This is a genomic window from Mesorhizobium sp. ES1-1 (genome assembly GCF_020164785.1).
Taxonomy (GTDB): Bacteria; Pseudomonadota; Alphaproteobacteria; order Rhizobiales; family Rhizobiaceae; genus Mesorhizobium.
Genome location: NZ_JAIUGX010000003.1, coordinates 88,084 through 113,599, shown reverse-complemented (window position 1 = coordinate 113,599; position 25,516 = coordinate 88,084). Strand labels below are relative to the sequence as shown.

General features: G+C 61.2%; 20 protein-coding genes. 6 read left to right on the top strand and 14 right to left on the bottom strand.

Annotated elements, in window-relative coordinates:
- The first annotated feature begins 218 nt into the window (after positions 1-218).
- Entirely contained in the window at positions 219-803 is a 585-nt protein-coding gene (locus tag LB513_RS05800; RefSeq protein ID WP_224662516.1) for a hypothetical protein, read from the top strand.
- Positions 804-829: 26 nt separating this feature from the next.
- On the opposite strand, the gene LB513_RS05795 is transcribed toward LB513_RS05800, so the two are convergent.
- The 6 genes from LB513_RS05795 to LB513_RS05770 all read right to left on the bottom strand — a co-directional run bounded on the left by LB513_RS05795 (position 830) and on the right by LB513_RS05770 (position 9,245).
- Positions 830-2,032: a GIY-YIG nuclease family protein gene (locus tag LB513_RS05795; RefSeq protein ID WP_224662515.1), complete on the bottom strand. Its 1,203-nt coding sequence runs from the start codon at positions 2,030-2,032 to the stop codon at positions 830-832.
- Positions 2,025-4,082 carry a DEAD/DEAH box helicase gene (locus LB513_RS05790; RefSeq protein ID WP_224662884.1) on the bottom strand — a complete coding sequence of 686 codons (2,058 nt, stop codon included), beginning with the start codon at positions 4,080-4,082 and terminating at the stop codon, positions 2,025-2,027. The genes LB513_RS05795 and LB513_RS05790 overlap by 8 nt, the downstream gene beginning before the upstream one ends.
- A 4-nt stretch (positions 4,083-4,086) precedes the next feature.
- Positions 4,087-4,491 (bottom strand): hypothetical protein, encoded by a 405-nt coding sequence (locus tag LB513_RS05785; RefSeq protein WP_224662514.1) that lies wholly within the window; start codon positions 4,489-4,491, stop codon positions 4,087-4,089.
- Complete coding sequence (locus tag LB513_RS05780) at positions 4,491-7,268, bottom strand: class I SAM-dependent DNA methyltransferase (protein WP_224662513.1); 2,778 nt, start codon at positions 7,266-7,268, stop codon at positions 4,491-4,493. Before LB513_RS05780 ends, LB513_RS05785 begins: the two co-directional genes overlap by 1 nt.
- 226 nt (positions 7,269-7,494) lie before the next feature.
- Positions 7,495-8,457 (bottom strand): hypothetical protein, encoded by a 963-nt coding sequence (locus LB513_RS05775; protein ID WP_224662512.1) that lies wholly within the window; start codon positions 8,455-8,457, stop codon positions 7,495-7,497.
- Positions 8,454-9,245, bottom strand: a complete 792-nt coding sequence (locus LB513_RS05770) for a pentapeptide repeat-containing protein (protein WP_224662511.1) — start codon at positions 9,243-9,245, stop codon at positions 8,454-8,456. Before LB513_RS05770 ends, LB513_RS05775 begins: the two co-directional genes overlap by 4 nt.
- 722 nt (positions 9,246-9,967) lie before the next feature.
- Between LB513_RS05770 and LB513_RS05765 the strand changes: the two genes are divergently transcribed.
- Together LB513_RS05765 and LB513_RS05760 are read left to right on the top strand one after the other, a co-directional pair.
- Entirely contained in the window at positions 9,968-10,531 is a 564-nt protein-coding gene (locus LB513_RS05765; protein WP_224662510.1) for a type 1 glutamine amidotransferase domain-containing protein, read from the top strand.
- 173 nt (positions 10,532-10,704) lie between these two features.
- Complete coding sequence (locus tag LB513_RS05760) at positions 10,705-11,949, top strand: M24 family metallopeptidase (RefSeq protein WP_224662509.1); 1,245 nt, start codon at positions 10,705-10,707, stop codon at positions 11,947-11,949.
- A 219-nt stretch (positions 11,950-12,168) separates the two neighbouring features.
- On the opposite strand, the gene LB513_RS05755 is transcribed toward LB513_RS05760, so the two are convergent.
- From LB513_RS05755 to LB513_RS05735, 5 genes are all read right to left on the bottom strand, one after another.
- The gene (locus tag LB513_RS05755) at positions 12,169-13,605 is read right to left on the bottom strand and encodes an amidase (protein WP_224662508.1); all 1,437 of its coding nucleotides are present in this window, start codon (positions 13,603-13,605) and stop codon (positions 12,169-12,171) included.
- A 214-nt stretch (positions 13,606-13,819) separates the two neighbouring features.
- Complete coding sequence (locus LB513_RS05750; protein ID WP_224662507.1) at positions 13,820-14,908, bottom strand: Gfo/Idh/MocA family protein; 1,089 nt, start codon at positions 14,906-14,908, stop codon at positions 13,820-13,822.
- A 283-nt stretch (positions 14,909-15,191) separates the two neighbouring features.
- Entirely contained in the window at positions 15,192-16,355 is a 1,164-nt protein-coding gene (locus LB513_RS05745) for an ABC transporter substrate-binding protein (protein WP_224662506.1), read from the bottom strand.
- A gap of 68 nt (positions 16,356-16,423) precedes the next feature.
- Complete coding sequence (locus tag LB513_RS05740; RefSeq protein ID WP_224662505.1) at positions 16,424-17,266, bottom strand: ABC transporter permease; 843 nt, start codon at positions 17,264-17,266, stop codon at positions 16,424-16,426.
- The gene (locus LB513_RS05735) at positions 17,263-18,090 is read right to left on the bottom strand and encodes an ABC transporter ATP-binding protein (protein ID WP_224662504.1); all 828 of its coding nucleotides are present in this window, start codon (positions 18,088-18,090) and stop codon (positions 17,263-17,265) included. The genes LB513_RS05740 and LB513_RS05735 overlap by 4 nt, the downstream gene beginning before the upstream one ends.
- Before the next feature lie 342 nt (positions 18,091-18,432).
- Here LB513_RS05735 and LB513_RS05730 point away from each other — a divergent pair, with 342 nt between their 5' ends.
- Entirely contained in the window at positions 18,433-19,377 is a 945-nt protein-coding gene (locus LB513_RS05730) for a MurR/RpiR family transcriptional regulator (RefSeq protein ID WP_224662503.1), read from the top strand.
- A gap of 200 nt (positions 19,378-19,577) precedes the next feature.
- The gene (locus LB513_RS05725; RefSeq protein WP_224662502.1) at positions 19,578-21,368 is read left to right on the top strand and encodes an NAD(P)/FAD-dependent oxidoreductase; all 1,791 of its coding nucleotides are present in this window, start codon (positions 19,578-19,580) and stop codon (positions 21,366-21,368) included.
- Positions 21,369-21,609: 241 nt separating this feature from the next.
- Here the strand turns inward: LB513_RS05725 and LB513_RS05720 are convergent, their stop codons facing one another.
- Positions 21,610-22,845, bottom strand: coding sequence for an amidohydrolase/deacetylase family metallohydrolase (locus LB513_RS05720; RefSeq protein WP_224662501.1), 1,236 nt, complete (start codon positions 22,843-22,845; stop codon positions 21,610-21,612).
- 27 nt (positions 22,846-22,872) lie between these two features.
- Positions 22,873-23,256: a RidA family protein gene (locus LB513_RS05715; RefSeq protein WP_224662883.1), complete on the bottom strand. Its 384-nt coding sequence runs from the start codon at positions 23,254-23,256 to the stop codon at positions 22,873-22,875.
- A gap of 193 nt (positions 23,257-23,449) precedes the next feature.
- Between LB513_RS05715 and LB513_RS05710 the strand changes: the two genes are divergently transcribed.
- Positions 23,450-23,935, top strand: a complete 486-nt coding sequence (locus tag LB513_RS05710; protein WP_224662500.1) for a hypothetical protein — start codon at positions 23,450-23,452, stop codon at positions 23,933-23,935.
- A gap of 151 nt (positions 23,936-24,086) precedes the next feature.
- On the opposite strand, the gene lpdA is transcribed toward LB513_RS05710, so the two are convergent.
- Positions 24,087-25,484, bottom strand: a complete 1,398-nt coding sequence (lpdA, locus tag LB513_RS05705) for a dihydrolipoyl dehydrogenase (RefSeq protein WP_224662499.1) — start codon at positions 25,482-25,484, stop codon at positions 24,087-24,089.
- Between the last annotated feature and the right edge of the window lie 32 nt (positions 25,485-25,516).

The following is a 25,516-nucleotide window of genomic DNA, read 5'->3' as shown; positions in this document are numbered from 1 at the left end:
GCGCGAAAAGGGTCGCGCGCCCACGTAGCTGCGCCGCTGCTGAAAGGCGCGGTATGTGCGTACTGGTAGCAGCGGGGGGCACGGGGTATCGCAAGCAGCGCTGCTACGGGCGGTCTCGGTACATCGCATCGGGGTAGCCGGCGGTATGCCGTAACGCGGTGTATAGGGATCGAAGCGTAAGATAATGTACCTGAAATGACTTTAGATTTGGGGCAACCATGGGAAAATTAAATCACAACAGGCCGATCCTGCGATTGATGGACGCAAAGAACGAAGGCAAACACGTTGAAGATATAGCTACGGCTGCGCTGGGGAGACGTTACCTCACTCCAGGGAAGATAACACAACGTGCAGCGGATGACGGACAGAAACAGAAGTTGCCGCGCAAGGAGCCTGAACGGATCCGGATACATCAAGTAGCACTAGCGATCGTGGATAGATTCAGACAGGTTGGCGATAGCCGCGATGCCACCCTCTTGATCGAATACGTCACGAAAGAGGAGGACAAGGACGCGCTCCGCAAGTGGTTTCTCCGCTACGGCGGAATGGTCATTGACAGCCACAGTGGCAACTTCAGGAAGAATCGGGACTCCGCCCCAGACCCAAAGGGCGGAGCTGCAAAACCATACTGGGACCTCAAGGAACCTGCAGTTCGCCGGCCATTTGACCTCGCTGTCGAGCTGTCAGCGTTTGTATCGAAAGTTCGAAAGCTAGCGCGGCAGCCTGTGAAGGGTGACCTAATTCAGGACACGCTCTTGGACGGTCTGGAAAAGCTTCTGCAAGAACAAAAGCTGCACCCTTAGAAACACTTGGGACATTTTTTGTTTGATCACGGGCGAACAAAACGCACCAATGCCGCCGCCTTAGGATCATACCTATATTCGGTGATGGTGCCATCTCTGATCTTCTCGACCGCCTCATCAACCACGAACAGCGGCACAAGGAACCATTCACGCGGGATGACAGGGTTGCCGAAGCGGTCCTTGATTTCGATGTCGAGGCGGGCCGGCTCGAAGATCCGGTGAATAACGTTTTCCAGCTTCGTACGGTTGATATTGGATAGCTTATAGGTGGCGACGATCTCTACATCAGCCAACAAAAAAGTTGGGTCGAGTCTCGCGTTTGCGATGCGTGTTTTCACATCGCCGCCGGTGACGCCGATCTTATGCAGCACGTCGCGATGCTGTTCCACGACTAGGTTCTCCGACTTGCTGCGCAAAACGTAAATTGTGCCGCTGGCGTGGTCGCCTTCCTCGCCCTTTGCCGCGAACAATGGACCAGCCGCTGGGTCGGTGATGCGCCTACCGGCTTCATCCTTGTAAAGCGCCCGCTGCAGTGACCGACGGAGCAAGTTGCTCTGTGTTTCGTTGGAATAGACCACGCGCAGGCGCGCGTCGTATTCCCCATTCGGTGCTTTGAAGAGTTCTCCGACTTCGGCGACATAGGCAATCTGCCCGCCGATTATGAAGAACTGTCCTTTCGTGATGTCCGCTTTTAGGAAGCCGGCATCTTTTACGAACGGACGGGTCGTTCTGGCACCCGTGTCAAGTTCGCGCTGAACGTCGGCAAACAACGGTTTGAACTTAAGAAAATCCGGACATGGTTCGCGATTTGCGATTTCCTCGGCCGCGCGCTTGTCGGCGCTGGTGCGGACATGCCGAAGCTCGGTGATGTCGGCCGCGCCTGCCGCGCCTTCCAACTCTGCAAGTAACTCGTCGTCGTCCATCGCCTCTACAGGCGCGGCAGAGACAACCTCCGCTCCTGCCAGAAGTCCCTGACGGTCGAGCGGCGCAAGCAGCGAGCGGCTTTCCTCAAGCGCGCGCAACCGGTCGAGGCGCACGGCATAGAGTCGCTCGAAAATGTCGCGGTCTTCCCCATGCTGCGGAGCGTGGCCATGTTGCTCTACGAACCGCTGTATCTCGTCGAATCCTGCGAGGATGCGTTCCTCTCGCGCGGAGCGCCCGCCCTTCTTCTCCGGCTGCGCGAAGTCGTCGAGTTCGGAACGCAGTTCGTCGAGGTCAAGGTCACTCATAGCGGCCCTCGTCCTTGAAGCGGACAAAGGCCGCTGCGCCTTCGGCCATCCGCTTCTCCCAGGGGTCCGTAGAACTGATCGACGGCAGCCGTCCCCGCTCTTTCTTGAATCTGACGGCCCGCACGGCCAAGTCCTTGGCTTCCTCCGGCGTCAGGTTCGTACGTTTGGCGGCAATGGCCGCCGCCACCTGTTTCAGGCTCTCCTCGCTCATGGTCTTGGCGAGGATGGCGTAGGCTTCGCCGAACGGGTTTATCCGGTCGATAAGGTCGATGTCGAGTTCACGCACGTCCATTGCGAATTTGCGCACGCCGTCGATCAACGCCGTGTTTCCACTCTGCTCGCCGTCGCCAACTCCGACGCCGCCAAGCGAAATCTGCTTGGCCTGCTGCGTCAGCGTAAGGGCGGCAATGGCGTGCTGGCGTACCGCCTCCTGATCTTCTTCGTCGAGTTCAGGATACTTGTCCTTGATGATCTTGCCGAGGCGGACCTGGGTCAGTTCCTCGGGGATCAGTTCCTCGTCAAAGATGCCGCGTTCGATTGTCGTCTTGTCCTGAACGAAGGCTGCGATCACCTCGTTCAGGTCCTCGGTGCAGATGCGCGCGGCTTCCTTGCTCCTGGGTTCCGCAAGGCCTTTGATCTCGATCTGGAACTGGCCCGTTTCCTCATTGAAGCCGACATTGGTTCTTTTGGGGTCGTAACCACCCTCGCCATAGTTGAAGCCTTCGACCGGTCCGCTGTTCGGATTCTTCGGGGTGAAGTTAAAGCGGGGGGCTAGCACCTGCTCCATGAGAAGGCTGGCAGCGATTGCTTTTAGCGTGTCGTTCACGGCTTCGGTGACAGACTCTTCTGAAGCATCCGGCTCGGCGATCAGATTGGTGAAGCGGGCGCGTGTCTTGCCCGGCGCGTCGCGGGTGGCGCGACCGATGATTTGCACGATCTCGGTCAGGCTGGACCGATAGCCGACCGTCAGCGCATGTTCGCACCAAATCCAATCAAAGCCTTCCTTCGCCATGCCCAGCGCAATGATGATGTCCACATGGTCCCGGTTGTTCTTCTGCGCCGGGTCTTTCAGCGCGGCCGAAACGCGGTCGCGCCTGGACGCATCATCATCGACCAGATCAGCAATCCTGATCACGCGGCCGTCCGGCACTTTGACCAATTGGAATCCCGTAGTAGGGTCGATCCCCTGCCACTCGCCCAATTCCTCGATGATGTGCTCAACTTCCCTGACTTTGTCCTTGGTGCTTTCGCGCGAGTTGACGCTCGGGATATGGACGATGGTTTTTTCGGCAGGGTCCAACACCTTCAGGATGTCATCAGAATACGGCCCGGAGTAGAAGAAATATCCGATGTCGAGTTGCTTCAGATATTCATAGCCGTTTAGCTGCTCATAATAGGTGTAGGTGACAGTGTCGAACTTCGCCTCATCCTGCGGCGCTAGCACTGGCATGGCATCACCGCGAAAATAAGAGCCGGTCATGGCGACGATATGCGCGCTCTCGCGCGCAATGATCTGGCCGAGATGCTGACCGAGCTTGCTGTCGGGATCAGCCGAAACGTGGTGGAATTCGTCCACGGCAATCAGCCGGTTGTCGAACCTCTCCATGCCGAATCTCTCCACGGCGAAACGGAAAGTCGCATGGGTGCATACCAGCACCTTGTCGTTGCTTTCAAGGAAAGCGCCGACGGAATTGACCTTGCCACCATCCTCCCCCGGCGCGTTGCAGAGGTTCCATCTCGGCTGGACAGTCCAGTCAGCCCAGAAACCATACTTGGTCAGCGGCTCGTCGTTGAAACTCGCGCCGATGGATTTCTCCGGCACGACGATGATGGCCTGCTTGACCTCTTGATTATGTAGTTTGTCGAGCGCGACGAACATAAGGGCCCGGCTCTTGCCCGAGGCGGGCGGTGACTTAATGAGAAGATACTGCTCGCCGCGCCGCTCATAGACGCGTTCCTGCATCGGTCGCATGCCAAGCGCATTGGCCTTGGTCGAGTTGCCGTTATGAGCGTAGGAAACTGAGACGGAAGGAACATTGTTCATCGTCATGGGCCTAAATCTTATAGGTTTCGAGAAGATCGGCCGCCCAACCGGGAAGGCTCGACCAAGAATAATTTCCTCGCTCCGCCCAGGAAACCGTTTCGCCAAACCTTCCACGCCTTTCGGCCACAGCTAAAACATCGTCGTGCGGATAGATGTAACAAGCGTCGGCCGTCAGGAACGCGATGTGGAGCCCCCGGCCGTGGTATTTCGCATCAAGGGAAAACCGACCTTTAAGCTGAATTCTCAGGACGGCAGTGCCATCGATATGCACCGCCAGAAAGTCCGCTCCATGCCAATCGTCGTTCAAGCGAAGGCAATTGTATCCGTAGTCGGCAAGGCGTCCTGCTACCTTTTGGAAATTGTAATTTTCCTTCTGTCGCGCATTCAACTGGCTGTAGTCGATTCTATTAAACATCAGGCCGTCATCCCCGCCTTCCGCTTCTTCGCAGTTCCCACCGATGCGGTGATCTTGGTGTAAAGCTCGAACAGCTTTTCCAGCCGCTCCGTGTCATTGCGGAAGCGGCGACCGATGTAGATGCGCTCAAGCACCTCGTCGTTGCGCTCATGCGCCTCGCGCAGATCAGCCGGCATGGCGCCGGGATCGTAGAGATCGGCAATGGTCGCCGGAAAATGTGCCTCGCGTGTTATCAGGATGTCCCGAGCGCATCGAGACAGGTCGGCCTTATTCTTCTCAGTGAGTATGGGGACAGGGAAGGTATTCCAACCGAGAGTGTTCGTGTACGAATAGCGGAGCTCTAGTTTGCCGCAGACTGCTCCTACCCAAACAATATGTAATGTAGAAGCTAAAAGAGCAAAATGGTGAAGGTCACCGTCGAATATTCCGTAAGCTCGATTCGTTATCACATGGCCCGGTGGAAGCAATTCAACCGGCAAATATAGTCGTGCCTCGGACGAGACCGCCGGCATCGCAATAGTCCATCTCTGGCCATCATTCATCTCACGGAACCGATGTGGCGTCGCCGCTAGCGCCACCACGTTTTGGTCCGCGTTTCTAAATCTTAAGTCTCGGACCTGTTCGAGCCGCTCCTGGATTGCCAAGATTGAACTAGCTTCTGCCAGATCGATATCATTGATCCACAGGCAATACTTTGGCTTGCCGTCTATGATTTCAGCGGAGCCGCTTATTCGTCTCACGAATTTCTTCGCCGCCGGAGCGCGAGCGACTATAACCTCCTTATCTAATGCCGACAGCAAGAGATGACCGCCTTCGTACGGCATGTTGCCTCTAACCATTTCGGCTAGCGACGAAACCGGCCGATTGTGTTTCAGCACGAGCGTGTCGACATTGGGAACTAGGTATGGCCCGATTTTGTCAACCTTTCGGACTACTGATTTGCCATCCGGGTCTTCCGCATAGAGGGCCGCACTCGGCAGAGGCTCCGGTGCCAACCCGATAATTACCACTGTTACGCCAGCATTGTTGGACGCAAGATTCCTCCATTTAAACGGCTCGTGTGCAAAGGCAATGCGATGATGGTGCGCATATATGATCGGCCAAAAAATGGCCGCGTGCTGGCCCTGGCAGACTGTGTTGATCGCAACAAACGCGCCGCGGCATTCGCAAGCTGAGCCATACTCCGCGAGTTTTAGAAACCATCCGGAAATGTAGTTTAGCGCACGCCATGACGTTGTATGGGCTGCAAATAGAGCCTTGAGGTCTAACTTTTGTTCAGGCGTCTGGTCATTGGTCCAGACATAAGGCGGATTGCCGCAAAGATAGGTTTCCCCTCCTTCATTTTCGAACTCGATCTGCGCCTGGTCGAGCGGCGTGTGAAACAGGTCTTCCGCGCGATGATTCACGCCGGTCCCGTTCGGCGGGCAGATGCTCAGCCAGTCAAGCCGCAGGGCATTGCCGCAGGTGATCCAGTTTCGAGCGTCGAGCGGGAGAAATTCCGCCAGCGCCTCTTTCTGCCCCCGATAGAGCACGTCGCACTGAAACTCCGCAATGATGAGCGCAAGCCGCGCGACCTCGGCCGGAAAGTCGCGCAACTCGATGCCCCGAAAATTTGTAAGCGGAATTTCGCTACGCCGGTCAGGCTCGCCGCGCCGCTTGTTGATCTCGGCCTCGATTTCCCGCATCTCCTTATAGGCGATTACAAGGAAGTTGCCCGAGCCACAGGCCGGGTCAAAGACCCTGATCTTAGCCATACGCTTGCGAAGGTTGAGCAGCGACCGGGCATTGCCGCCGGCTTCGTCAAGCCGCTCCCGCAGATCATCGAGGAACAGCGGATTGAGCACTTTCAAGATGTTAGGCACGCTGGTGTAGTGCATGCCGAGCGCGCCGCGCTCTTCGTCGTCGGCGACAGCCTGAATCATCGAGCCAAAGATGTCCGGGTTGATCTTCGTCCAGTCGAGATTGCCGATATGGATTAGATAAGACCGAGCGATCTTGCTGAAACGTGGCACATCCACGCTGCCGGAGAACAACTCTCCGTTCACATAGGGAAAGGCATCAGCCCATCGCGGTAGCGACGCGCGCGTCCGGTCGGCGATCTTCGTGTTCATTGCTCGGAACAACGTACTGATGACCTCGTGCGTGTTCGACGAATCCCGCGCGCTCATCTGCTCGACGGTGTCGGTGAAGAGGCCGATGCCATTGAAGATGTCGGTGTCCTCGGCAAAAAAGCAGAAGATCAGCCGAGCCATGAAATGGTTCATTTCTGGGCGGCGTTTGGCGGCATCCCAATCAGGGTTTTCTTCCAGAAGCGTTCGATACAGCCGGTTCAGACGGCCTGTAGCCCGGATATCGAAGGAGCTCTCACGGATTTGCTTGACGGTTGTGATACCAGCAAGCTGGAGGAAGAAGCCGAAATGGTTCGGAAAGTCGGCATAAGCGCAGGCGACCGTTTCGCCGTTCGTCAGGTCCTCGGCCTCGAAAGTATCGCCATCCGTCGCAAGAACAAATTTTGCCTTGGCCCTGGCCGTCGCCGGGCTGGCTTTGAGGGCGGCGAGGGTGGCCATGACTTCGCCAGGAGCGGCGACAGCGATATGGATGTTGCTGGTCTGAAGCACGCCTCCCAGATCAGATTTGTTCGACGCGCCCGCCCGGAGCTTCTTGATCGTCGTTGCCTTGTTGCCAAACGCTTGCAGAAAAGCAAACGGGAATTCGCTGCCATCGAACGGCTGGTCGGCAAGGACCGATATGGCTTCTTCAATTTCGACGGCGTTCATGGGGCACCTCTGCCGAAAACGTTTCGGCTACGCTGCCTGGTTTCGCCTAACCGGGACCAAAGGTAAATGGCAGCGTTTTTTCATGGTCGGCTGTCCCGATGAAGTGATTCTTCAAGCGGCAGCCGGCCGGGCTATGCAGTTTGGCATGCCAGTCGCACCAGAGTTAATTGAGAACCCTGTTCCGACGGACTGCTGACGAGCAGGGCGCCGGAGGACAGTCTTGCTTTTATGACCCTTTTTGGGATCCGTGCACTCCGCCAACTGCCATCTGTGTAAGACTGATATCGCGGAGTAATTCGGCAATCTTAGCCCGGAAGTCAGGCGCGAGCCTTTCCGACAAAGCAGCATATGCGCGAGGGTTAGCAATCCACGATGAAAGGCGAGCCACGTCCGTATCCAACAATGATCCAGGGTAGGAGGCCTCCAGCGCTACCATGCGGCGCTCAAGGTCCCGTAAATGAAGGTACGCAGATGCGGGTTCCTCGGGAGGTGCTCCATAGATGATTGCCGACGAGCTCACCTGACGCGCCTTAGGTGGGAAGTGGTATTGCTTGAGCATTGCCAAGGCACGATCAATCGCCTTCAGAACCAGCCGACCGTTCTCGGCCTCACCCGCACGATACAGGCATTTGAAAAACCGCAACCTTCCGAGTTCTTGGGACGCACCTTTCGAAATGAGACGTTGGTCCTCGAGCGCGTACAATATCGCAGAGTACGAATATCGGTGGATCCCAAGCTGAGCTAGAAGGAGCACGCCGTGATTGCGAACGGCAACAAAGAGTATGTCTGCGGCGAGTAGGGCGCCACGCGATCCTGGCGAAACTTCCGCTGCTAATGCAGCAAGCCGGGCGTTTTGGATTAGCTCCGCGCCGTAGTCAGTTCGCGGCTCAAAAGACCGCAGAATTGCTGCCAGCCGGCCGTCACGGTCCGAGATTATAGTGGCCTCAATCTTGAGGTGTTGAATGAAAAGCGCACCAGCCCCAGCGATCGCTTCGAGCTTAGCGAAAGTGTAACTAGCAACCGACCATCCCTCTCGGCTGAGTATTTCCGACCGACAATGAAGTACTTGGGGATTGTCATCGACAATCAAAATGTCCCTGTCACTCAACGAATCGGTATCGCCACGCGAAGTAGAACCAAAAATTGCTTCCGCCGAAGCCTCGCCCATCAGTCTAGGTTGTTCGGTCAACGGAGAAACCTCTTCACAAGGACTGAGGTAAAGATGCCTAACCAACCGATTGCCGCCAGTGCTTCGAATACGGTTAGAATTTTTGAGAATCCGTCGATTGGCAAAACTGATGAAAAGCCGAGAACTGTCAGGACGGAAAATGTATAAAACATCGTGTCGGTGAATGATGGGAGCGGCAGAATGGAGCCGTTCACGATGAGCCCTTGCCCGATTATCTTATAGTTGATCCAAGAGACGAGCAGGAAAAGGGCTATGGTCCAGAGAAAAAAGCGAAAGGGGCGATACCCGAACCCTGCAAGTATCTCATATACGACGCTGCCGAGCCACCTTGTCCAAGCTTTGGTTCGGGTCAAACGTTTTCGCCTGAGATCGGGCCAAATTTGGTAGCGTTTCCAACGTCTGAAGCTGATGTCGGCCTTGATATAGAATTCGTCTTGTCTCTCCTCAGCGAAATTGGAGAGCAGGGCCTGGTAAACCGATATGCCGGCATTGGAAGCTTCAACCTTGAATCTCGCCTCCATCAATATGCTGTCTGGATCGAGATAAACCCGTTCAAAACGAGACTTCCAGAAATTGGAGTTCGTAAAACTGCAACCGTGAAACTCCACCTCGATGAAGCGAGTTCCTAGAAATAGGCAGTCCTCGAAGCTGCAGTCAGTGAACGTTGCCTGACCAATCGATTTGGGAAACGCGACGCCGGTGAACGTTACCTCGCGCACCGCTTTTGTTGGCGGTGCCCATTCATCAATCTTAAAAACAATATTTGCAACGACGTCACCGGGTGACATCGGGGGTGATGGATCCCCCGGACCGATAAGGGTTGGCGTTCCGTCAAGCCTGAATAGGTTTGTTAGCACATCCCCTCCGACGGCGCGGTGAAGCTCGCCCTTATCAAGACGTACCGTTGTGCGAGGCTGGTCGCAAGCGACTGGTTAGGGTTGCTTTTCGGGCAGGCTGCATCTGCTGCGCACCGGGGCGTTTCTGCGAGATACCGTATGGATCGCGTAGACGGCGTCATTTGCGCTTGCCAAACTGGGGCGCACGGCGATTGCACTTGGAGTAGTGTTGAGCTCTACCCCTACCTTCGGGCCTACCTACGATGCCGCAGACCGCCCGCCCCGATGCTTTCGGGTCACCATGCGGTTACAGTTTCTAGCGTGCACGAAAATTCGCGACAGTCCATCAGGGTTATTCCCAGTCCAAAAAGACAACTAGGAGAGGTCGCGTTCTCGCGCGCATTGGGAGGGTATAGAGCGTACTTACGTGAACCCCTTCGACACCACAATTTGTCCCTTGCCAAGGTTGGGGTCGAGCGTTCGAATCGCTTCACCCGCTCCAATTTCCTTCAGGGGATCAAGCATCGAAAAGCCGCGGTTCGCCGCGGGCTTTTTCGCGTTTTGGCACGCGCAGGCTTGCCCGATCAAGCTTCGCGCGATCCGGTCCTCGGTGCGCGGAACGCTTCCCCGCCCGACCCGTTACCTCTCCATCAACCCACATGATGGAGAAAACAATGCAGGACATTTCCGGTAAGCGCGTCGCCATCCTTGCGACCGACGGTTTCGAACAGTCCGAGCTTGAGGTTCCGCTGCAGAAACTGCGCGAAGCGGGCGCCACGGTCGAGGTGGTCTCGCTCGAAAGCGGCGAAATCAAAGGCTGGGACAAGAAGGATTGGGGCCGTTCGGTTCCGGTCGACAAGACGCTCAGCGACGCGTCGCCCGATGATTACGACGCGATCGTGCTGCCGGGCGGCGTCATCAACCCCGACAAGCTGCGTGTCGAAGGCGAGGCCCTGGACTTCATCAAGTCGTTCTGGTCGGCCAAAAAGGTGGTCGGCGCGATCTGCCACGCGCCATGGCTGCTGGTCGAGGCCGGTATCGTCAAGGGCCGCCGCGTCACATCCTACAAGTCGATCAAGACCGACGTGATCAATGCCGGCGGTCTTTGGGAAGACAGCACCGTGGTCACCGACCAGGGCCTGGTCACCAGCCGCAACCCCGGCGACTTGGACGCCTTCTGCGACAAGCTCGCCGAGGAGATCAGCGAAGGCCGGCACGACCGCAGGGCGGCGGCCTGAGCGGCACCAGGACAGCGCCTGAAATCGTCGAGCATTAGCCTCCGTCCCCTGTTTCACGACGAACCGGGGACGGACTTGCCTGTTTGCGAAATCCTGCAGGCCTCCCACAACGCTTGTGACTTGATCGATCACTCCCGCAATGCTCCTGTGCCCTAGGCATGATGGAGACCTCCATGACGGGATTTGTCGACCGGCAGCGCGCGGCGCGATTGATGCGGGAAGCCGGCATCGATGCGCTGGTGCTTTGTGCCCCGGAGGCGTTTCATTACGCCACCGGCGTATCCATGGGGCCGGCCGGACTTTTCCGGCGGGCTGGCGCTGGCTTCGTCGTCGTCCCCGCCGGGGAGGATTTGCCGCTCGGCGTCGTGGCGGCCGATTTCAATGTCGCTCAATTGCAGCATACTGCGCCCGACGCTCTTGTTCTCGGCCATCCGATCTGGATCGAAACCGCAACGCTCGACCCCTCATTGTCGGGCCAAGCGCTGCCAGACCGCATCGAGGCCGCTTTCAAAGCGTCAGGCCGGCAATCCGGCTTTTCCCGGCCGCCGACATTCGACCTCGCCCGGTCTGTCGATCCGCTGAAAAAGATCCTCGGTGAATTCCGACTTGGCCGCGCAAGGCTCGGCTTTGACCTGGACTTTGTCCCCGCTGCCGATTTCGCGGCGATGCAGGTGCTGCTGCCGGACTGCGCGATGGTCGACGGCTCGCCGGTTCTCAACCGGCTGCGGGCGGTCAAGTCGCAAGGCGAGATCGAGCTTCTGCGCCAAGGCATCATGCTCTCGGAAGCCGGCCTTGACCGGCTGCAGGCGGATGCCACGGTCGGCATGCGCCAGGCCGACCTCACTGCCCTCTATCGGCGAGGCGTCGCCGAGGCAGCAGCAGCACTGTCCCAGCCGGTCGCGACGGCGGAATATGTGACGCTCGGCGCGCGCGCCAGGAGCGCCCACGACAAGGCGATGCCCGGCGATCCGTTGAAATGCGACATGGTCTGCATCGTCGGCGGCTACGCTTCCGACATGTCGCGTAATTTCACCTTCGGACCCCCGTCCGCCGACCAGGCCGCGCTGCATGCGATGGCCGAGCGGGCTTTCGAGGATGGGCTGGCTGCGCTGGTTCCCGGAAACTCCCTTGGCCACGTCCACAGCATCGCGACGCAGAGCTTGGCCCGGCAAGGTTTGCGCTCCTTTAGCCGTGGCCATTTCGGCCATGGTGTCGGCCAGTCGGTATTTTCGGAGCAATGGCCGTTCATTGCCGCCGACAGCGATGTGCTGATCGAGGCAGGCATGGTGCTGGCCTTCGAGATCCCGCTCTACATCGATGGTCTCGCCAGCTTCAATCTCGAAGACCAGTTCCTGATTACGCCGCATGGACCCGTCGCCATGAACCGCCTGCCGAGGCGGCTGGAGCGGATTGGGTAGGCGGGCACTCTACGGCGCCCCCTATGCCCTCCTGGGCATCTTCCCACGGGGGGAGATCGGCGGTCATGACTGCCTTTGCCAATTTTCAATGTAGCAAGAAGAGGGGCTGGCGCCGAACCTGCCGATCTCCCCACCCGTGGGGGAGACGTCCGGCAGGACAGGGGCACCGTTGAGTGCCCTGCGGAGATTGATCGCCGCACCCCATGCCAAGCCGGCTAATTAAGCGCTGATCGGCGGCCGGCGATCCCGCCACGCGATCTCCTGCTCCAGTTGCGCCGAGGCGGCCAGCACCGTCGCCTCGTCGCCATAGCGGCCGACCAGTTGCACGCCGATCGGAACGCCGCCTTGCGACCAGCCGAGCGGCAGCGAGATTGCCGGCTGGCCGGAAATGTTGAACGGGAAGGCGAACACCGAATCCGCCCATTTGGCGTTATAGCGGTCGAGGTTGGTTTCCGACATGTCGTAATAGCCGAACGGCCGCGGCAACTGCGTCAGGGTCGGCGTGATGTAAAGGTCGTAGGCGTTGAGATCGCCGACAATATCGCGGCCAACCTGCCTGAGCTGCTCGACATCCGAAATATGCCGGATGCCGCTGGTGGCGCGGCCGCGCTCGATGATCGCGAAGGTCAGTGGCTCGACATCGTTAGGGGTGACAGGCCGGCCGATCACGGTCTCGAGATAGTCGAAGGTCGCGGCCGTTTGCACGCAGGTCATGTTGGTGTAGGTTCCCCACACGCCATTGGCGTCGAGGGGCATATCATGCTCCTCGACATCGTGGCCGAGACCCTCGAGCATCGCGACGGTTGCCAGCACCGCTGCCTTCACCTCCGGGTCGATATCGGTGCCGTTGGGAGGCGTGACCGAGAAGCCGATACGCAGTTTTTTCGGCGCGCGCGCCGAGAGGTCGAGCCAGGAGCCATCGGGAACCGGCGGCGTATAAGGGTCGCCGGGCAAGGCGCCGGCAACCGCGTCGAGATAGGCTGCGGTGTCGCGCACCGTGCGCGAGCAGCACAGGAAGTAGGCGCCGCCATACCAATAATCGCCGAAAGGCGCGAGGCTGACGCGGCCGCGCGAGGGCTTCAGGCCGACAATGCCGCAACAGGAGGCCGGGATGCGGATCGAGCCGGCGCCGTCGCTGGCCTCGGCAATCGGCACCATGCGCGATGCGATGGCCGCAGCCGTGCCGCCGCTGGAGCCGCCCGGCGTGATGCCCTCTTTCCACGGGTTTTTCGTCTTGCCGTAGAGCTTCGGTTCCGTCGTGATCGACCAGCCATTTTCCGGCGCGTTCGACTTGCCGACCATCACCAGCCCCGCCGCCTTCATGCGCCGAACGACCTCGGTGTCGAAATCGGCGACGACATCCTTGAGGTAGAAGGACGAATTGGTGTTCGGCGCCCCTGTCCAGGACGAGGCCAGTTCCTTGAGCAGGAATGGCACGCCGGCAAAGGGGGCAGACTTGTCGACCGTCTGCGCCTGGGCGCGCGCCATGTCGTAGAGCCGATGGACGACGGCGTTGAGCTCCGGGTTCAGCCTGTCGATCACCGTGACCGCCGCCTCGACCAGCTCGGCCGGCGACACCTGCCCGCTATGAACCAGCGCGGCCAGGTCGAGCGCGTCGGACTCGGTATAGGTTGTCAGCAGGCTGTCGGTGACCATGTCTCTCTCCCAGTTTTGTCGATGTCGCCGCCGCCCCTCACCCTTACCCTCTCCCCGTGAAGAACGGGGAGAGGGGACGCCGGCGTTGCAGCTCTTTCCTTCTCCCCGTCACTATACGGGGAGAAGGTGCCGGCAGGCGGATGAGGGGCGGCGCAAACCTGAGCCGGTGTCCTGTGGACACACCGGTCCTCGGCGATGCTCGCCCCGGACAGGATCACAACTCCACGGTCCGCCCCAGCTCGATGCTCTGTTCGGCGGCGAGCACGATGCGCAGGCTGTTGACCGCGGCATCCATCTGCTCGGTCAAATCGAGGTCCTCCCTTATGGCGCGCAGGAAGAACGCCTGTTCGCGGTCGCATAGTTCCTGGTGGCCGGGTTCATCCTCCATGCTGACGATCTCGTCGGGCTTGGAGAAGTTCTTGTCGCCATCGACAGCGGCATAGTGGATCTTCAGCGCGTCGGTCTTGGTGTGCCGGTCGATGTCGGCCGAGCTCGAGACCTCGGCGAGTTCGTTCGACGCGCTCGCCTGCTGGCCGGCGACGATCGACACCGCGCCCTTGGGGCCAATGACGTCCTTCACGAAATAGGCCGTCTCGCTCATCATCGGGCCCCAGCCGGCCTCGTACCAGCCGACCGAGCCGTCATCGAAGGTGACGTGCAGATGGCCGTAATTCTGCTTGTCGGCTTCCGCCCAGAGCTTGGCGCCGATGCCGTGCACGCGCACCGGCTTGGCGCCGGTCAGCTGGCACATGACGTCGACATAGTGCACGCCGCAATCGACGATCGGGATCAGCGAATCGATCAGGTTCTTGTGCCAGTGCCAGGCGCTGCCGCTGCTCTGCTGGTTGAGGTTGAGGCGCATGACCAGGGGCTTGCCGAGCGTCTTGCCGACCTCGATGAACTTGATCCAGGACGGGTGCACGCGAAGGATATAGCCCAGCACCAGCTTGCGGCCCTTGGCGCGAGCGGCGGCAACTACCTTCTCGGCATCCTCGATGTTGGTGGCCAGCGGCTTTTCCATGAACACATGGCAGTTGGCGGCGATCGCTTTCAGCGCATATTCGGCATGCGTGTTGGGCCAGGAGTTGATCGAAACGGCGTCCGGCTTCGTCTCCGCCAGCGCCTGGTCGAAATCCTCGTAGAGCGGATAGCTGGATAGCTCGGCCGGAATCTTCGTGTTGCTCTTGATCGAGCGGCTCATGATGCCGACGATCTCGAAACCTTCCGAGCGATGATAGGCGCTCGCATGCGACGCGCCCATATTGCCGAGACCCACCACCAGCACTTTTACCTTGTCGGCCATCTCAGCCCTCCCGATTTCTTGTTTTATACACGGCGCCAAACTCTTGCCGTCCTAGTCTTTGGCCAGGACAATCACCTCAGGGCGGCGCCGCCCCTCATTGCCCTGCCGGGCATTTCTCCCGTAAGTTACGGGGAGAAAGCCGCTGTCGCCATAGATTTCGCCAATCACCAACGTGGCAAAATGAGCGCCTCAGCCACCGCTGCCTACCTTCTCCCCGTCACCTACGGGGAGAAGGTGCCGGCAGGCGGATGAGGGGCGGCGCCGACCTCGGCAAGATTGGCGCCTACTTCAACGCCGAATCGAACAGATGCGCCTTGATCTTATCGACATCGAGCGCCGCAAAACCTTCGGAGAGCTTCACTCCGTCTGCGTCGGCCTTGACCTTGGCCTTGTCGAAATCGTTCGCCGCCGGGATCAGCTCATTGGTACAGACGTCCTCGGCCTTCACCGGATTGGTGATCTGGCCGATCTTGTGGATCTCGTCGAAGAAGCCCTGCCAGCTCGCCATGTCGTGCGAGCCCCAGCCGCCGCGCTTGTCCATGTCGCCGCGGAACACGTTGATCTGCTGCAGGATCGACGTGGTGCCGAGTTCAGGCCCGAGATTCTTGGCTAGCGTCGGGAACTGCTCGAACACCGCTTCGACGGCCGCGCGGGGATTCTGGTAGCCGAATTCGAGACCCATAGCCCAGCCGCGCAGATACTTTTCCAGGAACGCCTTGCGGTCGGGATCCTCGAGGTCGGCGGCGCGTACCACGAAAGTGTTGGCGGGCAGCTTGGAGTTCTGCACCCCCAGCCAATATTCGAAGTCGAGACCCTTGGCGATCCATTCGGCGCGCAGGCCTTCCCATGACAAGGCGGCATCTCCCTGGCCGCCGGCGAGTGCCGTGCCCCAGGTCGGCCAGCCGGCCTCGACATATTTGACCTTCTTGATGTCGACGCCCTGCGCCGCTAGCAGCGGATCGGTGATCGACTGCCAGGCGGCCGAGCCGAGCAGGATGGTCTTGCCTTCGAGTTTCTTCAGGTCGTTCGAGCCTTCGCCCTTGCGGAAGGCGATGCTGAACGTGTCGCGCGCGCCCATGTGGAACACCGACTTCAGCTTCATGCCATTCTGGATGGCGAAGGAGAACACGCCGGGCGACGGGAAGCCCATGTCGGCCTGGCCGACATCGACGAACTTGACCGTTGCCGTGCCGTCCGACGGGCCGGGCTGCATATCCGTGTCGAGCCCTTCGAAATAGCCGGCCTTCTTGGCCGCCCAATAGGGATAATCGTCGAGCACTTCCAGCGTGCCCCGCGGTGAGATCCAGGTGAATTTGCCGTAGGGCTCGGCCCTTGCCTTGAGGCCGGTGGCCCCAAGCGCGGTCGCCGTCACCAGGCCGGCGCCGGTCACCTGCAGGAAATAGCGGCGGCTGATCCCCGCCGGATTGCTCGTCTTGTCCATGGTCATCGCATTCCCCTTTTGTTGATTGTCAGTCTTTTGTCCGCTGTCGCGAACATAGTTTTACCTTGCCTGCCTCAAGCCTCCCAGCTCGCCCATTTCTTGCCAATCAGGAAGAACAGAACGTAGATCAGTATGCCGAGCGTCGACAGCAGCAGAACCACCGCGAAGAATTGCGGCATCTGGATCATCGACGAATAGGTCGTCAGCCGGTTGCCGAGGCCGAAACCGCCGCCCACCATTTCGGCGCCCACCGCCGTCAGCAGGCCGAAGATGGCGCCGATCATCAGGCCGACCAGGATCATCGGCAGCGCCATCGGCGCGCGGATCTTCCAGAAGATCTGCAAGGTGCTGGCGCCATAGGAACGCGCCAGAGCGATCTTGGCGCTGTCGACGCGGCGAAAGCCGGTGGCGGCGTTGATCATCACCATCGGCCCGGCGGCCAGCGCCACCGCGATGATGCGCGGCGTGTAGCCGAAACCGAAGCGCAGGATCAGGAGCGGCACCAGCGCCAGCATCGGCGTGGTGACCAGGAGCAGGATGTAAGGCGCGACGATCTTCTCGGCGAAGGGGAACTGGGTGATGACGGCCGCCAGCACCAGGCCGACGACGGCGCCGATGGCGAAGCCGGAAAGCAGCTCGACCAGTGTGTACCCGAGATGCGGCGCGATCAGCGGGAACTCGTCCCACAGCGCATAGACGATCGAGCTTGGCGGCGGCATGATGTAGAGCGGCACCTGGAACAGCCGCAGCGCCAGCTCTATGCCGCCGATGATGATGACGGCGACCGCGATAATGGCCGCCACTTCCTTGCCGGACTGGATGCCCGGGCCGCTGGCGAAAGCCGACAGATTGGTCAGGCCGACCTCATGCCCTTCGCCTGCCTTGGCCTTGGAGAATTCCGGGATGGCGTCGCTCACGACCTGATCCTCACGATTTCGGCGCCGGCACGCTCCGCGGCCTTCGGGGTCGCGCGCTCGCCGACAATGTCCATCTTGATCCGGTTGGTGAGGTCGAAGACCTCCTTTGTCGCCATGATCTCCAGCGAGCGGGGCCTTGGAAACGGCACGCGGTACTCCTTGGCCACGCGCCCCGGCCGCCCGCTCAGCACCACCACGCGGTCGGAAAGGAAAATCGCCTCCTCGATCGAGTGGGTGATGAAGACGATGGTGGTCTTGGTGTCGAGCCAGATTTCCTCGACCAGCCGGTTCATCTCCTCGCGGGTGAAGCTGTCGAGCGCGCCGAACGGCTCGTCCATCAGCAGCACCGACGGTTTCAGCGCCAGTGCGCGCACGATCGCCGCGCGCTGCTGCATGCCGCCGGAAAGCTCACGCGGGAACTTGCCGCCAAAACCGTCGAGGCCGACGCGGGCGAGCAGATGCGCGATCCACGCCCGATCCGGCTTCTCGCCCTTGATCTCGAAGGGGAATCGGATGTTGGCATCGAGATTGCGCCAGGGGAGAAGGTTTGCTTCCTGGAAGACGATACCGATATCGGGGTGCGGGCCGCTGATCTTGACGCCGTCGAGCCGGATCTCGCCGCTGCTCAGGCGATGCAGGCCCGACATGGACCACAACAGCGTGGTCTTGCCGCAGCCCGAAGGCCCGACGATCGAGACGATTTCGTTGGCGTTGACGTCAAGGCTGCAGCGGTCCAGCGCCAGGAGGTCGCCGGAGGCGGTATGATAGACCTTGCTCGCCGCCTGTACGCCAAGCTTTGGGGTTGGTGCATCCGCCAAATTCATCCGCCCCTCGGAGATCGCGGGATGATCCGATAGGGCTCATCCGACCGCGAAAATCAGTCTGTAACTATCCTACTTTCCTGTCAAGCGAGGAGTCGGCATCTTTATAAGGGGAGCCACGTCAGCTTAATCATCTCTATGATTTCATAGCGTTTTCTACGACTTGAAAACTGTGTTGCTTTCTTACATACTCTCCGTCAGGGTCTTTGGAGTAAAGGCTTATGACGGACGGACGGATTTGGCGTGACGCAGTCCTCAGCCGGGGGGTCGTGACACACCAAAACATGGAACGGCTCCGAGCGGCCATGTTAGAAGTCGGTTCAAAACCGGGGAAGGCCTGACTTGATGACCGACGCGGACCGCCAGGACATGCTGACCCCAAACGGCGACGCGGAGGCCCGCGAGCCCCTGCGGCGCATTCCCGATATCATCTCGCTGGTCAAGGATTCCTATGGCGAGTTGCGGCCGGCCGAACGCCGCGTCGCCGACGTCGTGCTCGACGATGTCAGGTACGCGGTCGACGCTTCCAACGCGGCGTTAGCCCAGCGCGCCGGGGTCAGCGAACCGACGGTGACCCGTTTCTGCCGCGCCATCGGCTGCGAGGGCGTGCGCGACTTCAAGCTGAAGCTGGCGCAGAGCCTAGTCGTCGGCGCGCTTTATCTCGCCAAGTCGCCGACGGTGAGCAACGACAACGGCATGCCGTTCTGGAACGCCGTGTTCGCGGAGGCGCGCCGCGCGCTTCAGGAAGCCGAGCGGCAGCTTGATCCCGACCAGCTGCGAAAAGCCGCCGAGCTGATCGCCAAGGCACGCCAGGTCACGGTGTTCGGGCTCGGCGGCAGCTCGTCGGCGCTGGCGCAGGAAACCCAGTACCGGCTGTTCCGCTATGGCATCACCGTCAGCGCTCAATGCGACCCCTATCTGATGCGCATGACCGCCTCGACCCTGAAGCCCGGCGACCTCGTCATCGCCATCTCGGCGACCGGACGCACGCGCGAGGTGATCGAGGCCGTCGAACTGGCCCAGCACTACCGCGCCAATGCCATCGCCGTGACCGCACCCGACACCGAATTGGCCCGCGCCTGCGACGTCAGGCTGACGGTTGCGGTGCCGGAATATCCCGACACGTTGAAACCGACGGCGTCGCGCTTCGCCTTCCTGGCCGCCATCGACCTGCTGGCAGTGGCGTCCGCCTACAAGCTCGACGGCTCGGCTCGCGAAACGGTGCGGCGTATCAAATACAACGCCCAGATTCACCGCACCGGCAAGGAAATGGAGCCGCTCGGGGATTAGGACAAAAGCTTGCCGGGCCTTGGCGCTGCCCCTCACCCGACCCCTCTCCGCGTGAAGAACGGGGAGAGGGGTCGCCAGCGGAGCGCCTGGATCCCTTCTCCCCGTCCTTCACGGGGAGAAGGCGCCGGCAGGCGGATGAGGGGCGGCGCCGGGTTCCACAGTTACCGTCTGGTTAGACACACGCAGCAAAAGAGGAAGACATGCTCGAAATCGCACCGACAAAACAGGCCGCCGCATGGCTCGAATCCCTTTCGAAGGCGCTCTCGGCCGGCGACGCGCAATCGGCCGCCAACCTGTTCGTCGACGATTGCTACTGGCGTGATCTCCTGTCCTTCACCTGGAATGTCACAACCATGGAAGGCCGCGACGCCATCGCCGACATGCTCCGAACGACGCTGGCGACCACCAAGCCAAGGGCTTGGCAGATCACCGGCGAAGCGACCGAGGATGAGGGCACGATCGAGGCCTGGTTCACCTTCGAGACCGAACTGGCCTGGGGCCAGGGCATCATGCGCCTGCGCGGCGGGCGCTGCCGGACCCTGTTCACGGCGATGACAGATCTCAAGGGCTTCGAGGAGCGCAAGGGCAAGGCGCGACCTCTCGGTGTCCGGCACAAGGCCGATCCCCAACGTGAGACATGGACGGAGGCTCGTGCACGCGAGACGCGCGAGCTCGGCGCCTCGGATCAGCCCTATTGCCTCGTGATCGGCGGCGGCCAGGGCGGCATCATGTTGGGCGCCCGGCTGCGGCAGCTCGGCGTGCCCACAATCATCATCGAGAAGAACGCACGCCCCGGCGATTCCTGGCGCAACCGCTACCGCTCGCTCGTGCTGCACGACCCGGTCTGGTACGATCATCTGCCCTACATCCCCTTCCCGGAAAACTGGCCGGTCTTCACGCCCAAGGACAAGATGGGCGACTGGTTGGAAATGTACACGCGGGTGATGGAGCTCAACTACTGGGTCGCCACCAAATGCCTCAGCGCCTCCTATGACGAGGCGCAAAAGGAGTGGACGGTCGTCGTCGATCGCGTCGGCCGCCACATCACGCTCAAGCCGAAACATATCGTCTTCGCTACGGGCGCCTATGGCCCGCCGCGCCAGATCGACCTGCCCGGCCTCGACCAGTTCAAGGGCGAGCTGCTCCATTCCAGCCAATATGCGAGCGGCGAGAAATTCCGCGGCAAGAAGGTAGCCGTCATCGGCGCGGCCAGCTCCGGCCATGACGTCAGCGTCGACCTCTGGGAGAGCGGCGCCGAGGTCACCATGATCCAGCGCTCGCCGACGACGGTGGTCAAGTCGGACACGTTGATGGAGGTCGGCTTCGAGATCTTCTCGGAGGATGCGGTGGCGCGCGGCATCACCACCGAGAAGGCCGACATGATCGTCGCCTCGACGCCCTTCGCACTTGTCCCCGAGGGCCAGCGGGCGCTTTACGAGGTGATCAAGGCCCGCGACGCCGCCTTCTACGACCGCCTGCGCGCCTCGGGCTTCGCCATCGATTTCGGCCACGACGAGACCGGCCTGCTGATGAAGGCCTACCGCACCGGCTCCGGCTACTACATGGATGTCGGAGCCTCGGACCTGATCATCGACGGCCAGATCGCTGTTCGCAGCGGCGTCGCCATCGCCTCGCTCACGCCGACAGGCATCCTGTTCGAGGACGGCACCGAACTTGCCGCCGACGCCATCATCGCCTGCACCGGCTACCAGTCGATGAACGAGACAGTCGCGGCGGTCGTGTCGCGCGAGGTCGCCGACAAGGTCGGCCCGTGCTGGGGACTTGGCTCCGGCGTGAAGGGCGACCCCGGCCCATGGCAGGGCGAGCTGCGCAACATGTGGCGGCCGACCGCCCAGGAGGCCCTCTGGTTCCAGGGCGGCAATCTGGCGCTGTCGCGCTTCTATTCGAAATATGTCGCACTGCAGCTCAAGGCCCGGATGGAGGGCATCGAGACACCGGTCTACGGCAAGCCGAGCAATTCTGAGGGGTGAGTTGCCAACGCCGATGCTTCGGTGAAGGTCGACCCCCACTCCCTCGAGCTTCGCTCGACACCTCTCCCCCCGATCGACGGGGGTGAGGAAAAGGCACCACGCTTTTGCGTCGACGCTCCTCGATCGAGCTCCCCACCTCTCCCTCCGGAGGGGGAAGAGGTGGCTCGGCGAAGCCGAGACGGAGTGGGGGAAGCCGCTGACCAAGCGACGCCGCCGGGAGGCAGGCGTAACCCCCGATCAGCTAACCATGCTGGTGGCCAAAATGCCTTGCGGCCACCTCGACATGCGTCTGATGCGCATGCGCCACGAAACGTTCGGTCTCGCCCAGATCGTCCGCCGTTTCGTTCGGCCACCAGGTGCCGCCGATGACGATGCCCTCCGAGACCAGCCTCTGGTCGGCGACCAGCGAGGAGCCGACCGCGTCGACGAAGGTGAAGCGGCCCGTGCGCTGCCTGAGGACGGCGACATCGCCGACCGTACCCACGGCAAGAGTGCCGAGGTCGGGCCTGGCGATCGCTTGCGCTGGCCCTTGCGTCGCGGCGCGCAGGACCTCGACCAAGGGCATGCCGAGCGCCATCAGCTTCGACATGCAGACCAGAATGTCGAAGGCAGGCCCGTCGACGCAGTAGAGATGCACGTCGCTGGAGATCACGTCCGGCGCCAAACCGTCCTCGAGCATTGCCCGCGCCACCGTGAAGTCGAAAGAGCCCATGCCGTGGCCGAGGTCGAAGATGACGCCGCGCTCGCGCGCCAGCCGCATGTCGGGCCGCACCGCGCCGGAGGCGAACACCGGCGCGTTGGGAAAGGGCCGGAAGCAATGGGTGAGGATATCGCCCCTGCGCAAGCGCGGCAGCACTTCCGAGCGGCCGGGCGGCGGCTCGTCAATATGCGCCATCAGCGGCAGGCCTGCCTGATCGGCGGCTTCGAGCGCGAGATCGACAGGCGCGATGCCGCTGGTGCCACCGGCGTGCTTGCCGGAGCGGACCTTGACGCCGACCACGACATCGCGGTGTTCGCGCACGGCCGCAACGACCTCGCGCGGTTCGCAGAGCCTCAGATCGCTGCACTCGCCGACCGACACCGTCTGCGAGAAACCGAAGATGCCGGCGAAGGAGATGTTTACATAGGCAAGGATGCGCGCTTTCGAGCGCTCCATGACATGGCGGCGAAAGCCGAGGAAATTGCCGGCACCCGCACTGCCGGCATCGATGAAGGTGGTGGTGCCGCTCTTGGCAGCGAGCCGGTCGGCATCGACGCCGAGCGAAGTGCCGCCCCAATAGACATGGCTGTGCAGGTCCACGAGGCCGGGCGTGACGATACAGCCGGTCGCATCGACAACCCGCGCGGCGCGATCTGCGGGGATATCGGCGTCGATCGCGGCGATCCGGCCATTGCCGATGGCGAGATCGCGCTGCCCGTCGAGCCCGGACGCCGGATCGATCAGCCGGCCGCCCTTGAGCAGGAGGTCGAATTGCATGGGAGACCCTCCGCTTGACAGCGTCTATCAGACCGGTCGGTAGGCGACCGCCTCGACCTCGATCTTGATGTCGATCATCAGCCGCGATTCGACAGTGGTGCGGGCCGGCGGATTCTGGGGAAAATGCCTGGCATAGACGGCGTTGAAGGCGCCGAAGTCGCGCGCGTCTTCCAGCCACACCGTCGTCTTCACGACATCGTCTAGCGTGCAGCCGGCCAGCGCCAGCGCCGCCTTCACATTGGCCAGCACCTGTTCGGTCTGTTCCGAAATGCCGCCCTTTACGACCAGGCCGTCGCTGCCCACGGGAACCTGGCCAGAGACATAGACGAAATCGCCTGCGCGCACGGCGGGCGACAAAGGCACATGGGACGTTCCAAAAGTTTGCTTCGGCAAGGGATGCTCCTCTATCATGCTGGGCGATGCCGCGCCGGCCCGCTTCCATCGACATTTACCCTGATCGCGGCCATCCTCATAGAGCACTTTGTTGGAAAGCAACATTCTGCAAGATCCATGTTGCTTTATTACAGGAGCGCTTGCATCGTGCACCAGGCGGCCTGCCTTGCAACCAACCGACACCACGAATTCCACCCCGGAGAGATCGAGCATGACTTTCGACACGAACCCCTTTCCCAGCGGCGATGCCGACCGCCACGCTTTGTGGGAGATGCTGGTGCGGCGTGACATCGATGCCTTCATCGGCCAGGATTGGGCGATGGTCGAGAATGATTTCGTGGCCGAGAGTTTCTTCGGCATGCATGCGCATTTTCTTCACAACGCCGATGCCTGGCGGCTGCAATTCCCGAAGCTCGAAATCTATCGCGACGAATGGCTGCGTCAGGCAACGGAGACCGCAGCGACCAAGTTCGCCGAGCCGCTGCGCGAGGCGCTGTTTCGGGTCACCAATCTGCGCGACATCGATGTCGCCGGCGACCGCGCCGTGCTGCACAAGAAATTTGATGGTTCCGTCGCCAAGGCCGATGGCAGCGTCGACAGGCTGAAATGGCAGACCCTGTATTTCTGCACCCGCGTCCAGGGCATCTGGAAAATCGCCGGCTTCGTCGGCTACATGCCGCATCCGCTGGGAAGCTAGCGAATTTGCAAATGATGGTCCGGCTAGCGTGGCTGCGGCGCCCTTCCTCTCCCCCGTCGATCGGGGGATGCAAGGACCGGCTTCCCCCACTCCGTCGAGCTTCGCTCGGCACCTCTCCCCCTCCGGAGGGAAGGAAGACAGCGGCACCCGCTCAGATATGCAGCGCGTGGCCCAGCGCCTTCAGCGCGGCTTCCTGAAAACCTTCGCCCTGCGTGGGGTGGGCGTGGATTGTTCCGGCGATGTCCTCCAGCCTTGCGCCCATCTCCAGCGCCAGCCCGAACGCCGCCGACAGCTCGGACACGCCCTGCCCGACCGCCTGGATGCCGAGGACAAGGTGATTGTCGGCCCGGGCGACGACACGGACGAACCCATCCTCGCCGAGCTTCGTCATCGCCCGGCCGTTGGCGGCGAACGGGAACTGGCCGATCTTGATATCGCCGCCGAGCGCCTTGGCCTCGTCGGGCGACAGCCCGGCCGCCACCAGTTCCGGATCGGTGAAGCACACGGCGGGGATCGCACGCTTGTCCCAGTCGCGTTTGTGACCGGCGACGATTTCGGCGACCATTTCGCCTTGCGCCATCGCCCGGTGCGCCAGCATCGGTTCGCCGGTGACGTCCCCTATAGCGAAGATGCCACGCATCGAGGTGCGGCACTGCCGGTCGATCTTGATGAACCGGCCGGCCATGTCGAGGTCGATCTCGTCTAGCCCCCATCCCTCGGTCACCGGCCTGCGGCCGACGGTCACCAGGATCTTGTCGGCCGCAACCCTGGCGTCCTCGCCTTCCGACGTCTCTATCAGCAGCGCATCGCCTTCCTCCGAGAGGCCCTTGGCCTTTACACCCGCCATCACCTCGACACCGAGCGCGGCGAGCCGCTTGACCACAGGCCTTGTCAGTTCCGCATCATACTGCGCCAGCACCCGCGGCAGGGCCTCGACAATCGTAACCTTGGCCCCCATCTTCGCGAAGGCCGTGCCGAGTTCAAGCCCGATATAGCCGCCACCGACGACAGCCAATCTTTGCGGCACCTCACTCAGCGAAAGCGCCTCGGTCGACGAAATCACCCGGCCGCCGAAGGGCAGGAACGGCAATTCGACCGGCGCCGAGCCGGTGGCGATAACGATCGTCTCGGCGCGGATCACCTGGGTGCCGGTCTCCGTGTCGACTTCAACCGTCTTGCCATCGCGAAATCGCGCCCAGCCGCGAACGGACTTCACTCCAGCCTTCTTGAGCAGGCTCGACACGCCACTGTTCAGCCGGCTAACGATCCCGTCTTTCCAGCTGAGCGTCCGGGCGAGATCAAGCGCCGGGGCGGTCACCGAGATGCCCAACGGACTGTTGCCGTCGGCCATCTGGACGATCTTCTCGAACTCGTCAGCTGCATGGATCAGCGCTTTCGAAGGAATGCAGCCGACATTGAGGCAGGTGCCTCCAGGCTTGCCGGCCTCGACGATCACCGTATCGATGCCAAGCTGCCCGGCGCGGATGGCGCAGACATAGCCACCCGGGCCCGCACCGATCACGAGCAGCTTACAGGAGATGTCCTTCATGATGCGACCCTTCGATCCGAGGGAATGTTTGG